This is a genomic window from Streptomyces sp. PKU-EA00015, assembly GCF_013387495.1.
GTDB lineage: Bacteria > Actinomycetota > Actinomycetes > Streptomycetales > Streptomycetaceae > Streptomyces.
Window position 1 is genome coordinate 212,579 of sequence record NZ_JABZEE010000005.1, and the last position, 14,089, is coordinate 226,667.

General features: G+C 70.7%; 12 protein-coding genes. 3 read left to right on the forward strand and 9 right to left on the reverse strand.

What is annotated here, in order from left to right; all coding sequences use genetic code 11:
* Positions 1 to 9: 9 nt before the first annotated feature.
* Positions 10 to 1,233, reverse strand: a complete 1,224-nt coding sequence (locus HW130_RS05920; protein ID WP_256355885.1) for a S9 family peptidase — start codon at positions 1,231 to 1,233, stop codon at positions 10 to 12.
* 449 nt (positions 1,234 to 1,682) lie between these two features.
* On the opposite strand from HW130_RS05920, the gene HW130_RS05925 reads away from it, so the two are divergent.
* On the forward strand, positions 1,683 to 2,342 hold the full coding sequence (locus HW130_RS05925) for a TetR/AcrR family transcriptional regulator (protein ID WP_177148342.1): 660 nt from the start codon (positions 1,683 to 1,685) through the stop codon (positions 2,340 to 2,342).
* On the opposite strand, the gene HW130_RS05930 is transcribed toward HW130_RS05925, so the two are convergent.
* From HW130_RS05930 to HW130_RS05940, 3 genes are read right to left on the reverse strand one after another with little or no spacing between them, the layout of a single operon-like run.
* Positions 2,326 to 3,693 (reverse strand): phenylacetate--CoA ligase family protein, encoded by a 1,368-nt coding sequence (locus HW130_RS05930; RefSeq protein WP_177148343.1) that lies wholly within the window; start codon positions 3,691 to 3,693, stop codon positions 2,326 to 2,328. The genes HW130_RS05925 and HW130_RS05930 overlap by 17 nt on opposite strands.
* A complete protein-coding gene (locus tag HW130_RS05935) occupies positions 3,690 to 5,351 on the reverse strand; it encodes a carboxylesterase/lipase family protein (RefSeq protein ID WP_177148344.1) in 1,662 nt (553 codons plus the stop codon). Before HW130_RS05935 ends, HW130_RS05930 begins: the two co-directional genes overlap by 4 nt.
* Positions 5,348 to 6,622 (reverse strand): CSLREA domain-containing protein, encoded by a 1,275-nt coding sequence (locus HW130_RS05940; RefSeq protein WP_177148345.1) that lies wholly within the window; start codon positions 6,620 to 6,622, stop codon positions 5,348 to 5,350. The genes HW130_RS05935 and HW130_RS05940 overlap by 4 nt, the downstream gene beginning before the upstream one ends.
* Positions 6,623 to 7,036: 414 nt before the next feature.
* Between HW130_RS05940 and HW130_RS05945 the strand changes: the two genes are divergently transcribed.
* Positions 7,037 to 8,149, forward strand: coding sequence for a catalase family protein (locus HW130_RS05945; RefSeq protein ID WP_177148346.1), 1,113 nt, complete (start codon positions 7,037 to 7,039; stop codon positions 8,147 to 8,149).
* Between the two features lie 191 nt (positions 8,150 to 8,340).
* Here HW130_RS05945 and HW130_RS36670 read toward each other — a convergent pair whose 3' ends face one another.
* The 5 genes from HW130_RS36670 to HW130_RS05970 form a co-directional block, all read right to left on the reverse strand.
* Positions 8,341 to 9,393, reverse strand: coding sequence for an alcohol dehydrogenase catalytic domain-containing protein (locus HW130_RS36670; RefSeq protein WP_177148347.1), 1,053 nt, complete (start codon positions 9,391 to 9,393; stop codon positions 8,341 to 8,343).
* A 25-nt stretch (positions 9,394 to 9,418) separates the two neighbouring features.
* The gene (locus tag HW130_RS05955) at positions 9,419 to 10,426 is read right to left on the reverse strand and encodes an NADP-dependent oxidoreductase (protein ID WP_177148348.1); all 1,008 of its coding nucleotides are present in this window, start codon (positions 10,424 to 10,426) and stop codon (positions 9,419 to 9,421) included.
* A gap of 257 nt (positions 10,427 to 10,683) precedes the next feature.
* Complete coding sequence (locus HW130_RS05960) at positions 10,684 to 11,148, reverse strand: SPW repeat protein (protein ID WP_177148349.1); 465 nt, start codon at positions 11,146 to 11,148, stop codon at positions 10,684 to 10,686.
* Between the two features lie 68 nt (positions 11,149 to 11,216).
* Positions 11,217 to 12,089 carry a hemerythrin domain-containing protein gene (locus tag HW130_RS05965; protein ID WP_177148350.1) on the reverse strand — a complete coding sequence of 291 codons (873 nt, stop codon included), beginning with the start codon at positions 12,087 to 12,089 and terminating at the stop codon, positions 11,217 to 11,219.
* A 136-nt stretch (positions 12,090 to 12,225) separates the two neighbouring features.
* The gene (locus HW130_RS05970; protein ID WP_177148351.1) at positions 12,226 to 12,654 is read right to left on the reverse strand and encodes a DUF4383 domain-containing protein; all 429 of its coding nucleotides are present in this window, start codon (positions 12,652 to 12,654) and stop codon (positions 12,226 to 12,228) included.
* A gap of 371 nt (positions 12,655 to 13,025) precedes the next feature.
* Here HW130_RS05970 and HW130_RS05975 point away from each other — a divergent pair, with 371 nt between their 5' ends.
* A complete protein-coding gene (locus HW130_RS05975) occupies positions 13,026 to 13,847 on the forward strand; it encodes an alpha/beta fold hydrolase (RefSeq protein ID WP_177148352.1) in 822 nt (273 codons plus the stop codon).
* Positions 13,848 to 14,089: the final 242 nt, after the last annotated feature.

Consider the following 14,089-nt stretch of genomic DNA (forward strand, 5'->3'; position numbering starts at 1 on the left):
TCCCGCTGCTCAGCGTCCCGGCAACGTCTCCTGCAGCCAGTCGAAGACGACCTCGCAGTGCTCCTGCGGGGCCATCGGAGAGCAGTGCAGTTGCGCGCCGGTGGCGGCGCTGAGCTTCATGTAGTCCTTGGGGGACGTCAGCTTGTCGAACAACTCGCGCGGCTGCCCGGGATAGAACTGCTCGTCGTCGTAGTCCAGGACCAGTGTGGGCGTCTTGATGCGCCCCACGACGTTCGTGATGTCGAGCGACTCGACGAGCTTGGCCGGGGTGTGGAAGTCGGTGAACATCTTCCCCTGGCGGGCGGCGAGCATCGCCGGCACGGAGAACGGTTCGAACCGCTTTCTCAGCGTCGCGGCCTCGGCCGGCGACAGCTCGGGGACGACCTCCTTGTTCCAGATGTTGTTCGTCTCCTCCTTGTCCGGGGTGAGGATCTCCCGGATCTCCGCCGGGAAACCCAGCCAGGGCCTCAGTACCCCGGGCATCGCCACCAGAGCGGCGATCCTGCGCTCGTAGGCCGCGGCCCGGGGAGCCAGCTCGCCTCCCATGCTCAGTCCGGTCAGGGCGATCCGGTCGGTGTCCACGTCGGAACGGGCGGCCAGCCAGTCGACGAGGGGAGTCACCACCGTCTCCCAGCGCGGCGTGAAGACCACGCGGTCCACGAAGAGCATCTGGCCCTGGCCCGGTCCGTCGTACACGAGGGCGTTCCAGCCGCGCTCCAGGGCGGCCGACACACCGTAGGTCCACATGTCGACGTTCTGTCCGTCGCTGCCGTTGGTGAGGATCACGGTGGGGCGTCGCCCGGCGGCGTCGTCCGGTCGGAAGAACCAGACCGGAAGCGGCGTGTTCCCGTACGGAACGTTCGCCGTCACCGGGGCCGGGTCGGACAGTTTGCAGAACGTGTCCCAGGCGCCGCGCGTGGACTTGTACAGCTGCTCCTCGTTGCCGGGGTCGTCGGAGCCGAGGACGAAGAACAGCGCCTGGCTGTAGTACTGCGATGCCCGCAGCGCACGGAAGCGCGTGGTCTCGCTGCCGGGCTTGTCGCCCTCGGGCCCTTTCGACAGCCGGTCGGCCAGCTTCCCGAAGGTCTCCACATACGTCTGCGCGGAGAGCCCGGCCTCGTTGATCGCGTTCACCGCGGTGAGCACCTCGCCGACTTCGGCGGAACCCTGACCGGATCCACCCAGGGCGAGAAGCGCGTTGAAGTTGAACCCCGGGTCCTTGAAGAGGGTCATCACCCCGGGCGTGGCACCGTCCGCGGAACCGGTGGCCGGCCTTGTGGGACTCGGGGTGGTCCCTTGCGCGGAGGTAGTGCCCAGGGGCGTACAGCCGGCCGCCAGCACCGCCCCGGCGCCGACGACGAGCCCAGTCAGTGCCGTCCGCCGGGTGGGGTCGGCGGGGCCCTTCGGAAAATGCGTCATATCAGCCGACCGTAGGAGCGGTGCCCCTCGCATCCCGTTGACCACACCGGCGATTCCCCCGAACAGCCGCCATGAGATCCACTTGGGGCCGGACTTGTCGTGCTCAGGGCTTGTGTTCATGACACCTGTGGGAGCAGCCCCGCCTCTGCGCGGGCGGCCGACGACGCGCCCCGCGCAGCCGCAGGGCGGGCGGGCACCCCCGAACCGAGGCCCAGGAAGCCTCGGAGGCCCTGTCGGCCTGTGTTTCCTCTAGAGTCGGCCCTATGACGGAGGCATCGGCCCAGGACCGCGGCGCGCGGTCCCGTGACGCGATACTGGACTCCGCCGGCGAACTGATGGCGCGCTGCGGCTACGCCGCCACGTCCATCTCGATGATCTCCGCCGCCTGCGGTCTGCCGGTCAGTTCGATCTACTGGCACTTCGGCAGCAAGGACGGGATCTACGTCGCGGTGCTGGAGCGGGCCAGGACCGCGCTGCTGGCGGCCCTGCCCCCGGCCGAGGTCCCGGGCACCGACGTGGCGCAGCGTCTGGACACCTTTCTCGTGGAGGTCGAGGACGCATTCCGGCGTCACCCGCACGGTGTGAAGCTGCTGTTGGGGCTGGGCACGGTGCGGCAGGACGCCAGTGCGGCGGCCGTGGCCGAGGTGCGTCAGTACCGCGACGCGCTGGTGGCCTGGGCCCGGGATTCGGTGGGCTCCGTCTTCTCCTTGCGTGACCGCCCCGAGGTTGCGGACGAGTTGGCGCGCTTCACGCTGAGGATGGCGAGCGGAACCGCCGTGGCCCGTTGGTTCGAGCCGGACACCCTGCTGGAGACCGGACCGCTGCGCGTGGCGTTGCTGGCGCTGGCGGCCCACCACGGCGTTCCGGTGCGGGGCGTCCCGGGCGAGGACGCCCCGCACCGCGGCGTCACGACCGTGGAATGACGACCCGGTACTTGCCGCCCGGAGACTGCTCGGGCGGCTCATGGGCGCGTTCGACGCTCACCTGGCCTGCCCCGTGGTCGGTGAGCAGGGCGACCATCTCCTTTCGCACCGCCGTCCACAGCCGCTCCCGATCGGCTCCGGCGGCGGGCCGGATCCGTACCCGGACACAGGCGGGCGCCGTCTGGACGATCTGGAACAGATCGATGCCCGGGATGCTCTCCAGGAGGGTCTCGAAGGCCATGGGCACGATACGGACGGTGCCGCCGTCCCGGCGCGGGAAGGACAGCAACTCGGCCGCGCGGCCGCGGACCTTGATCGCGGGGAGCGGGTCTCCGCACTCGCAGGCATCCGGGCGCAGCAGGACGCTGTCGCCGAGGTCGTAGCGCAGGATCGGCTGCGCCCATCGGCACAAGCTGGTCAGGAGCACCGTGAAGGACTCCCGGCCCGGCGGGGTGGGGCGGTGGTCGGCGTCGACGGGCTCCAGGATCAGCCAGTCGCTGTGGGCGTGGAGCCATCCGAACGGGCAGCCGTAGGCCAGGGCGAGACTCTCGTTGCAGCCGTAGGTGTTGACCAGGTGCGCCCCGAAGGCGGAGCGGATCCTTTGGTGGTCGCGGTCACTGACGCCCTCGGCCAGCAGCGACACCACAGCCGGGGCGATGCGCAGCCGGCCGGCCAGCTGCTCGCCGGCGAGCAGCGCGATCATCGTGGCGTAGCCGGTCAGGAACACCGGGCGGTACCGGTTGAGCCGGTCCACCAGCTCCGGCAGCGGGCTGTGCGCCGACAGCACCAGGCTGCCCCGGGCGGGCAGCCGGCCGGCCGCGCGGGAGCGGGCGATGACGGCGTACGCGGCCAGATGGCCGCTGGTGGCCACGATGTGCGCCGACCGCACGCGGCGGGCGAGCAACCGGGCCGTCACCGAGGGGGTGAGGGTACGCAGGGCCGCCCGCAGCGACAGGGCTCTGACCACCGCCGCAGCGCGGTCATCCAGCAGGAAGAGGCCGCGGTGGCCGGTGGTTCCGGATGTGGTGGTGGCCAGGTACCGGCCCAGGAAGCGTTCGCCCACCCGTCCGGGATCCGCGACGAAGGCCCGTACGCGGTCGATGGTCACCTCGGGATCGGTGACCCAGTCGTCGAAGCGCGCCATCAGGGTCTGCTTGCGCGTCACCGGCAGCAGGGCGGGGTCCTCGACGCGTTCGGGCAGGGTCCGGTACAGCTCGCGGTAGTACGGCGAGCGGGCGCGGGCGAAGTCGACCATCGCGGCCAGCCGCTCCCGCTGCCGGTGCGCCAGGGCGTCCGGGCCCTGCCGCAGTGTCCGGCGCCCGTCCCGGACCAGGGCGAATGTCGAGGTCATCGCACCGCTCCTCGGTGAACGGGGGAGGACTGCCAGAACGCGCAGTGGTGGTCGGCCGCGAACCCGGTGGTGGGGCCGACCCGGTCCGGCGCCAGCACCTGGACGCGGTCCCCGTCGGCGGTGTAGCGCGGCCAGCGCGGAGTCCCGGGCGCGTTGGGATCGCCGGTGGCCGTGAAGCGGGCCCAGTAGGCGGTCATGGTGGCGGACAACCGGCGCTGGGCGGGCTCCAGGGGCGGTAGCGCGTGCGTGGGGAAGAGATAGGCCAGTTCGGAGGCGTGGAAGGCACCCTGTGGCGTGTGTGGTGCCGGGATGAACGGCGGTGCCTGCGTGTCGTGGAACTCGTAGGCGTAGACGGCCGCCCGGGTGCTGTACAGCCGGCTGTCGGCCCGTGCCGGGCAGGCGAACCGCTGGTCGGTGCCGACGGCGGAGTACGCCAGGTTGGGGGACGGATACGCCGAGGCAGGGTACGCGTCGAGGACCGCGGCCGCGCGGTCTGCGTGCTGCAGCCTGATCAGGGCGGCATACGAGGCGGGGGTCAGCGGGCCGCCGCCCAGCAGGTCCACGTACAGAGCGGTGAAGTAGCGGTATTCGTCATGCGTGTTGCCGCTCAGCGTCGGCACAGCGTTCACCCGTCCCTCGGCCCACGCCGCGTGCGGAGGGCGCGGGAGGACGCGTGGCCCGGTGTTCGGACCCCACAGGGACGAGGCTCCGGTCCCGGTGGCGCGGATGAGCCGGGTGGTGGGCACGGCGCGCAGACAGGCCTCCGCGGTCGTCGGGTCGGTGCAGCCGACCGAGGCCGCGAAGTCGCTTCCCTTCCGCTCGGCCGCGGCGAGCGTGAGGGGCGTCAGACCACCGACCGCGGCGCAGCTTCCGCTCTGCTGGATCGCCCGGTGGAACAGCCCTTTCGCGGTCGGCGAGGCGATGTGGAAACAGGTGTCCGCCGATCCGGCGGACTGGCCGCCCAACGTCACCCGGTTCCGGTCGCCGCCGAAGGCACCGATGTTGCGCCGCACCCAGCGCAGCGCGGCCTGCTGGTCCATGAGGCCGTAGTCGCCCGAGGCGTGGTCCGCGCTCTCGGCGGACAGGGCGGGATGGGCGAGGAACCCCAGTGCTCCGAGGCGGTAGTTGACCGTCACCACGACCACGCCCCGTGCGGCCAGCGCGGCGCCGTCGTAGTCGCTGCCCGCGCCGTAGACGTTGCCTCCGCCGTGCAGCCACACCAGCACCGGGAGGGGGCGGCCGCCGGTGCGGGCGGGCGTCCACACATTGAGGTGCAGGCAGTCCTCGGTGGTGCTGCCGGTGCGGTTGGACTCGCCGGGCAGGACAGGGCCCCCGTCGGGGAGCAGCGTCAGCGGTAATTGGGGGCAGGGGTCGGCCGGTTGGGTGGCGTCCCGTACGCCGGACCACCCCGCTGCGGGGCGCGGCGGACGCCAGCGCAGTTCACCGGTCGGCGGGGCGGCGAACGGGATTCCCTGGAAGACCCGCCCGCCGTCGCGGTCGGCCGCGCCCCGCACCCAGCCCCGGTCGGTGCGTACGACCAGGGAACCGGTGCCGGAATCGGCGCGGGCAGCGGGCGGGGGAACGGTCAGTGACAGGAGCAGGGCCGCGGCGGCGACTGTGGCGCGGGCCAGGGCGTGGCGCAGGCTCGGGGCTCTCATCCGTCGCTCCGGGTTCGGGTGCGGGTGCGAGGGGTCGTGGCGTGCTCGTAGGCGCCGATGTCGCAGGCGGCGCCCTGCGGGCGGGTGACACCGCGCTGGTCGGTGGCCGGGCAGCCGTCGGCCGCGTCCAGGGCGGGGCTGCCCGGCAGCAGTGCGGCCGTGTCCGTGGAGCCGCCGTGGTCCGCGACCGGTCCCAAGAGCGGGTCCCGGCTGGGCAGATCACCCACGGCGGTGAGCCGGCAGCTGCCGTCGCCGTCGAGGTTGTGGCCCAGCGACGTGATGGTGGCGAAGGCCTTCTCGCAGTCGCCGGCCGCGCCGTCGACGGTGTTGCCCGCGACGACGGAGTTGCGCAGGGTCATACGCCCCAGCGGCAGATCGACGATGTCGGGGATGGGCGCGGGCAGGCTGTCCAGGTAGGCCGGCGCGATGTTGATTCCGCCCCCGCCGTCGCTGGAACTGTTCCTCGTGATGGTCGAGTTGAGGATCCGCACGGTTCCCAGGCCGCGGATGTCGATGCCTCCGCCGTACCCGCCGAGGCTGCCGGGACGGTCGCCGGGGTCCGTCACCCGGTTGTCGGCGACCGTCGAGTTCGTCACGGTGCCGCTGTCGTCGAATCTGATGCCCCCGGCCTCTCCCGCGGCGTTCCGGCTGACCGTGCTGTCCACGAGATCCAGGTGGGAGTCCGGGATGTTGAAGACGCCGCCGCCGTAGCCGGCGGAGTTCCCGGTCACGGCGACCCGTCGCAGTGTCAGGTGCCGTTCGTTGGCGATGCCGCCGCCACCGGTGTCGGTGAAGGGCAGTTCGCGCTGCCTGGCCCTTCCCCCGGTGATCGTCACATCGGACATGTGGGTGTCCGCCCGCAGGCGGAAGACCCGGTCCAGGCGGTTGGCGTCGATGACGGTGCTGCGTGCGCCGGCGCCTCGAACGATGGTGGGAGCGTCGACGTTCAGGTCGCCTGTGGTGGGATCGGGATGGGAACCGAGGATCAGCCGCGGATCCGGCGGGATCGTCAGCCGGTAGTGGCCGGGAGGCAGCGTGATGGTGCTGCCCGGCCGGGCGTTGGCCGCCATCACGGCGGCGCGCAGGCTGCACGCGCCCGACGCGGTACGGCACCGGCCGTCCGACGGGTCGGCGTCCACCGCGTCAGCGGTGGTGTCCACGGTGAACTGCGCAGGGCCGGCGGCCCGGGCCGCGGCGGTGGGGGCGGCAAGGGGCTCCGTGACGGTCAGGACGATGACGGCGAGTGCCGCAAGGGTGACGTGGACCCTCATGCGGTGAACTCCTCTCGGCGAGGAATCTGGGCGTACGAGGACTGGGTTTGCTGCGAGAACTTCGCGCTGGTGCGGGAGGCGCGGCTCGTGCGGAGAGCGCGACGGGGCTGCACTGGAGCGGTGACGCCGACCGAGGAGCAGAAGTCGAACCGGCTGAGCGGGAGAACAGGTCCGCGTCTGTAGCGAGCGTTCCATTCAGAGGGAGGCGTGTCCACATGGCTGCAGAGAATTGACCGGAAGCGGAGCGGCTCCGCGGGACGGCCGTGGCCTCGCACGTGTCGATCCCACGGGCGCGATTGCCCGGCGTGGTTGACACCGTCCGGCGTGCGATTCATCACAGCAAGTTATGTTGTGCACAATTTAATTGCTCGCTAGCGTCTGGAGGGAACACCACCACGCCAGGGAGGCGCCATCATGGATCCCGTCCGCTACGAGGACTACCGCCCCGCCGAACGTCCCACCTACCAAGAGGAGTTGGACGCAGTGGTCGCCCAGGTGGCGCAGCGCACCCGCGCCTCGGTCGAGCGCGAGGCCGTCGGCCGCGCCGTCCGCACCGCCCACGGAAAGACCTACGGCCTCCTCAAGGCAACCGTCACGGTCGGTGACAACCCGGGCTTCTACGGCCAGGGCGTCTTCGCCAGGCCCGCCGTGTACGAGGCCGTCGTCCGCTACTCGAACGGCCTCGGCCACCAGCGCCCCGACCACCAGCTGGGCGCGGCGTGCGGGATGGGCATCAAGATGTTCGGCGTCCCCGGCCCCTCGCTGCTGGACGACGAGCCGGACAGCGGTACGTTCGACCTCAACCTGATCAACAACGAGGTCTTCTTCGCGAACACCGCCTACGACTACATGGTCATCGAGGAGCTGTTCGCCGAACTGCCCGAGGCCCTGGTGAACCCCGCCCGCCGCAAGAGCTGGATGGCGGAGTTCCTGACGCGCCGGGGCACCCTCACCGACCCCGACAGCTGGCTGTGGGACGAACTGTTCGCCATGCTGTCGTTCACCACCGTCCCGCGCAGGAACCTGCTGTCGTACACCTACAACAGCATGGGCGCCTTCCGGTACGGCGACCACATCGCCAAGATCCGTACCGTGCCGACGGCCGAGTCCCTGGCCTCCCTCTCGCACCAGATCGTGGACGTGCGCGCGGACCACGAGGCGTTCCGCCGCACCCTGGTGGCGGAGGCCGTGGAGAGGGACCACTCCTTCGAGCTCCAGGTGCAGCTCAACACCGATCCGGTCCGCATGCCGGTGGACAACACCTCCGTGAAGTGGCCCGAGGAGCTGTCCCCCTGGGTGACCGTCGCCCGTGTGGACCTTCCGCGCCAGGACGTCGGCGGGGACGACAACCTGACGGCCGCCGACGCCACATCGATCACCCCGTGGCGATCCCGCGAGGAGCACCGGCCCATCGGGGAGATCCAGCGGGTGCGACAGGAGGTGTACCGGCGCTCCTCCATTGAGCGGCACCGCATCAATGGGCAACCGCGGCGCGAGCCGGCCGGCAGCGCGGAACTGCTCGGCTGAGCTGCCTCAGCCGCGTCCCCCGCCGCCGCGCTGAGCGCATTCGGCGACGCCGTCGCCGGGGCAGCCGTGAGGGCGCGCGGACGCGATGCGCCGGGCACAGTGCCGCCGAAACAGCCGACCCCGGACCGGCTCGGTCCGGGGTCTGAGGGCGGGTCAGGTGCTGAGGATCGGACGAGGCGGGCCGATGAAGGTCAGCGCGTGGGGTCGAGAAGTATCTTGCGGACGCCGTCGGAGCGGCCGGCGAACAGTTCGTACGCCGCCGGGCCTTCGGAGAGGGGGAAGCGGTGGGAGACCACGACCTCCGGCTTGATCCGGCCGGCGCGCGCGAGGGCGATCAGGGGAGGGAGCTCGTAGTGCACCGAGCAGAGTCCGATGGCGAACTCGAGTTCCTTGACCTGTGCCAGTCCCATGTGGAAGGGGAACGCCTTGCTCTGGTTGACTCCGATGACGCTGACCCGGCCGGCCTGCCGGACTGCCTTCAGGGCGAGTTCGATGGTGGCGTCCGAGCCCACGGCCTCCACCACGGCGTCCGGCCCGCGTCCGGCGGTCATGTCCCGTACGGCCGTCCGCGTGTCCTCGCCCTCGACCGGCTCGACACCCAGGGTGGCGGCGAAGGCGCGGCGCTCCGGGACCAGGTCCGCGCCCAGGACCCGCGCGGCGCCCATCGCGAAGGCGGACTGGGCGGCCATGAGGCCGACCGGACCGAGGCCGATGACCAGGACGGTCTCACCGGGCTGGATGCGGGCACGGCGGCAGCCGTACCAGGCCGTGGGGGCATTGTCCGTCAGGACGACGGCGGCCTCGTCGGAGATGCCCTCGGGCAGGCGTACCAGATTGACATCGGCGTACGGCACCGCGAGGGCCTGGGCCTGGCTGCCCGGAAGCTGCGGGCTGACTCCGTAACAGAGCTCGGTACTGGACTTGGCGCGCTCGCATCGGGCCGTGAACCCGGCCGCGCAGGACCGGCACAGGGCACAGCCGACCGAGGCGGGCACCAGAACCCGGTCGCCGGGCTTGAAGCGGGTGACCTGGCTGCCGGTGTCCGCAACCACGCCGACGCACTCGTGTCCCGGTGTGTAGCCCAGTTCCGGGCTGAACCCGTTGCCATCGTAGATGTGCAGGTCGCTGCCGCAGATGCCCGCCGTGGTGACCTGGACGACCGCGTCGGTCGGGCGGGTGACGGCCGGGTCGGGGACATCCCCGTAGCGGATGTCGTGACGGCCGTGGTAGCTCAGTGCTTTCACCGGATTTCTCCCTCCCCTCTGCCGGTCAGTCCGCGATCTTCAGCACCAGCTTGCCGTGGTTCTCACCACGGAAGAGCCGCATCAGGGTTTCGGGGAACGCCGCCACTCCGCCGGACACCACGTCCTCGAGAGACTTCAGCCGGCCCTCCGCGCGCCACGCGGCCATCTGGGCGATGCCCTCGGAGTAGCGGTCGGCGTAGTCGAACACGACCATGCCCGTCATGGAGGCGCGGTTCACCAGCAGCGAGAGGTAGTTGGCGGGGCCTTTCGGCTCGGTGCTGTTGTACTGGGAGATCGCGCCGCAGACGACGATGCGGGCACCGTGCGCCAGCCGCAGCAGCACGGCGTCCAGAATGTCACCGCCGACGTTGTCGAAGTACACGTCGACGCCGTCGGGGGCGTGCTCGCGCAGCGCCTTGCGCACGTCCTCCTTCTGGTAGTCGATCGCGGCGTCGAACCCGAACTCGTCGACCACCAGCCGGCACTTGGCCTCGCCGCCGGCGATGCCGATGACCCGGCAGCCCAGGATCTTGGCGATCTGCCCGACGACGCTGCCGACCGCTCCCGCCGCTCCGGAGACGACGACGGTCTGGCCGGGCTCGGGACGTCCGATGTCGATCAGGCCGAAGTAGGCCGTCAGGCCCGACATGCCGAGAGTGCCGAGATACGTGGGCAAGGGGGCGGCGGCCGGGTCGACCTTGGTCACGCCGCGCCCGTCCGACACGCAGTACTCCTGCACCCCGAACGAGCCCGACACATGGTCGCCGACCGCAAACCCGGAGTGCCGGGAGGCGATCACCCTTCCCACCGCGCCGGCGCGCATCACCTCGCCGATCTCCACCGGGCGGATGTAGGACCTGCCCGCGTTCATCCAGCCGCGCATCGCCGGGTCGATCGACAGACAGAGCACCTGCACCAGGAATTCCCCGTCGCCCGGCTCCCCGGCCGGCTCCTCGACGTGCTCCCAGTCGGTGGGCCGCGGCTCTCCCACGGGGCGTGCAGCCAGACGCACCTGGTGGTTGATTCTGCTCATCTGTGCGGCTCCTTCGACGGTCGCGTGGGATCGGCGGCCGGTGCAGGCGGCGGGCCGGCGTCGTTGCGTACCGACGCGCCCGCCCGGCATACCGGCTAGTCGGTATGAGGGGAGCGTACGGGTGCCGTCCCGTCGGAGGCAAGAGGGGCCGGTGCGACGTACGACGCATGCGCGCGGCCCGGCCCCCTCGCGCCCCGCGTAAGGAGAAGGCCCCGGCGCGCTCCTGTCGCCGGGGCCGGTTCTTCGATCAAGGGTGGTCAGCTGATCGGTCCGCGCCTGGTTGCCCGACTGGAGCCGCCGCCTCCGGCTCGCGGGCCGGCCGCAGCGGCCATCGCCAGGCCGCAGAGCAGCGCGACCACGCCCACGATGATGTTGCTGACGACGCTACGGGTCGTGGCCATGTCGCCGGACACGACCCATGGGGAAATGATCGTCCAAGCGCCGATGGCGCACGCCGCCCAGGCCATGGCGTGGGTGCGCTCGTATGCGGATCCGAATCCGCCCATGCACAGGACAAAGGCGATTCCTGTGATCAGATTGCACACGGCCAGGTTGGTCAGCCCGCTGAACCCGACGATCCATGGCGAGGCGGCCAGGTAGAGGCCAGTGAGAACGGCCAAGGTCTCGACGGCCTGGGCACGCGGCGTGATGGTCGCCCGCTCGAAGCGGGAACGCATCTCGGCAAGGTCCGGGTGTTGCCCGATGTCTGCGTGTGTGGTCACGGTGGGCCGCCTCCTGTCAGCAGCTTATGTGTCCTTTATGTCCATGGAACGTCTGTCGGAGCAGCCGGTCAACCGGGGAGGGTTACGGTTCTCCGCAGCCGCATCAGGCGGCCGCGGGCCGCAGGGCGCCATCGACGCCGCTCGCCCCGCAGACTCCTCACCCCGCACGCACTTCCGGCCAGTGCCCGGGCCACGGCTGAGCGGCCGGCGTGCGGGGAGGGCGAGCTGGATCGCCGCTGCTCGAATGCAGCGACGTGGCGGCGATTCGCCCGTGCCCGCCTGGCTGCGAACCAAGCGGTGATGAGCGCAGCCGTCATCACCGCGATCCTTCGGCCGCCTCCGGTCGGGGTACCGGCCCTGAACAGGTCGCGGGCCCGGTCGAACGCACTCAGCGGGACTCCGGCCACGGCGTTGCGGGGCGGGCGCCGGGGCACTGACGGATGGGGATGCGTGGGGGCGGTACGTCGCACGGTCTCCCACGTGGTGCCCAGCCGACGCAAGCGCGCGGGGTCATGATGGAGCGCTTCCTGCAGGCGTGGCAGGAGCAGATCCTCCTCGTCCTGGATGTCCTGCCGTATGAGGGCGAAGGCCCGGCCGACCAGCTCGACGTGGCGGGGGTCGGCCGGCCTGGTGCGCTCGATGTCGGCGACCAGGTTGTTGATCTCCTGGTGCTCCTGTTCGACCCGGGAGGTGAGCTCTTCCCCGTCGTCTGCCAGCCGCCGCAGGGCAGGCCACAGCACGGTCTCTTCGGCGAAGGCGTGGCTGAAGGTCAGCTGGATGATGTGCTGCAGAGTCTGCTGCCGCTCCTGTGCCGGTTGGCTGCCTTCTGCGTAGAGGTTCATGAGGCGGTCGAGCTCGGCGTGGTCACGGCGCTGCCGGGTCAGGACGCTCGCCTCGCCGCCGAGCTGCTCGATGCTCTGCTCTGTGATGGAGGGCGACATCGGTTTCTCCCGGAGGTGGTCGCGGTCTCGATGGGCAGCACGACGCCGGCGGCGTCCGGTGAGCGAGGACTCGATCCCGTAGGAAGGTGACGATCGACAGCGATGCCGCTCCTCGGCCGCGGCGGGACCTGACCGTTCAGTGACCGGACGTCAGCGTTGTGCGACGAGTCAGCAGGAGTCCCAGCGCGATCATGCCGGCGCCGAGCACGAGGTGGAGCCAGTTGTCAGCGGTGTTGACGGGAACGAAGTTGGCGGCGCTGTCGTGGTCGATGATCAATCCGTAGACCCACAGCACCAGGTAGACGAGCCCGCCACCGACGAGGAACAAGCGTGCGGCGGCGGCTGTGCGGGCCATGAGCAGGCCGGCGATGCCGAACAGCAAGTGCACGATGTTGTGAAGGATCGACACCTGGAAAAGCCCCAGCAGCTTCGCTTGCGAGTCGTGCTCCGCGAACTTCATGGTGTCGTAATCGGTGGTGACACCAGGGATGAAGCCCAGGATGCCCACGACGAGGAACACCGCTCCGACGAGCATCGCGGCCTGCTGCGCGGGTGACCTGGTCATGGGTGTGCGATGTGTGCCGGCCATGGCATGCCCCTTGAGATGCTCGGCCTCTGACGACCCGCGGGTACCCGTGTCGCGTTGGGTCAAGCCCCAAGGCCCCGCACGAGCAGACCCGGGCGGGCTCCCGGGCCGGTCAGGAGGGGGACGGCGGACCCCGGAGGGTTGACACGCCGGTAACGTACGCGCAAAATCGCGGCACCGCACGACATTGTCGAACGGTGTTCGGGATTCGATCACTCCAAGGGAGTCCACCCCTGGCCCCGGTGAACGGATGCGATCAGCGCCGTCCCCGGGGGAGCCGGACACCGCCGTCGACCACCGCAGCCACGACTTGTGGTTCCCGCTTCCGTTCGCCACAGAAGGACACCCCCGTGCCGAGACTGCGCCCGATCCTTGCCGCCGCCGCTCTCGCGGTCACCGCTGCCCTCGCCCAGCCCCTTCCGTCCGCCGTCGCCGACACCACCGATGTCTCCCCGCCCGGTGCCAACGACTGGTCGTGCAGGCCCAGCGCCGAGCATCCCGACCCGGTCGTGCTCGTGCACGGAACCTTCGAGAACATGGCCAAGAACTGGCCGACGCTCAGCCCGAAGCTCAAGAGCGAGGGATACTGCGTCTTCGCCCTGAATTACGGCGGCAACGCCATGGGGCCCATCGCCGACTCGGCGCAGGAGCTCGACTCGTTCGTCGGCGCGGTGCTCGGGGCCACCGGTGCACGCAAGGTCGACCTCGTCGGGCACAGCCAGGGCGGGATGATGCCCCGCTACTACATCAAGAACCTCGGCGGTGCGACGAAGGTCGACGATCTGGTCGGCATCGTTCCCTCCAATCACGGCACAGAGGGCGTGATCCCCCTGCCTGCCGGCTCCGAGAGCAGCCCCTGTCCGGCATGCGACGAGCAGCAGGCCGGGTCGCAGTTCCTGGCCGAACTGAACGCCAAGGACGAGACACCCGCCGGCCCCGACTACACCGTCGTCACCACCAGGTACGACGAGGTTGTCACGCCGTACACCAGCGCCTTCCTGGACGGATCCGCCCGCGAGGTCACCAATGTGACGCTCCAGGACGCCTGCCCGCTGAACGCCATCGAGCACGACCAGGCACCCAACGACCCGGTGGTGCACCAGTGGGTCCTGCACGCGCTGGAGCGCACCGGTCCGGCCGACCCGGCCTTCCTGCCCTCCTGCGTCGTCTGACGCTCAGGCCGCCTGCCGCACGAGGCGGTCCCGAAGTATTTCCTGCACGCCTCTTGCCACGTTCCGGATACCCAGCAGTAACCTTTCGCCACCCCCGTACGGCACCGGTGCCTCATCCCTGCGGCTTCTGCGGACTCGCGTTCTGCCGACCGCTCCTGGTCTTTCCGTGACCCGGGAACGACACGCTCTGGACAGTTTCCCCCAGCGCCCCCACGCGCTGTCCCGCTTGCCCGGAACTCCGT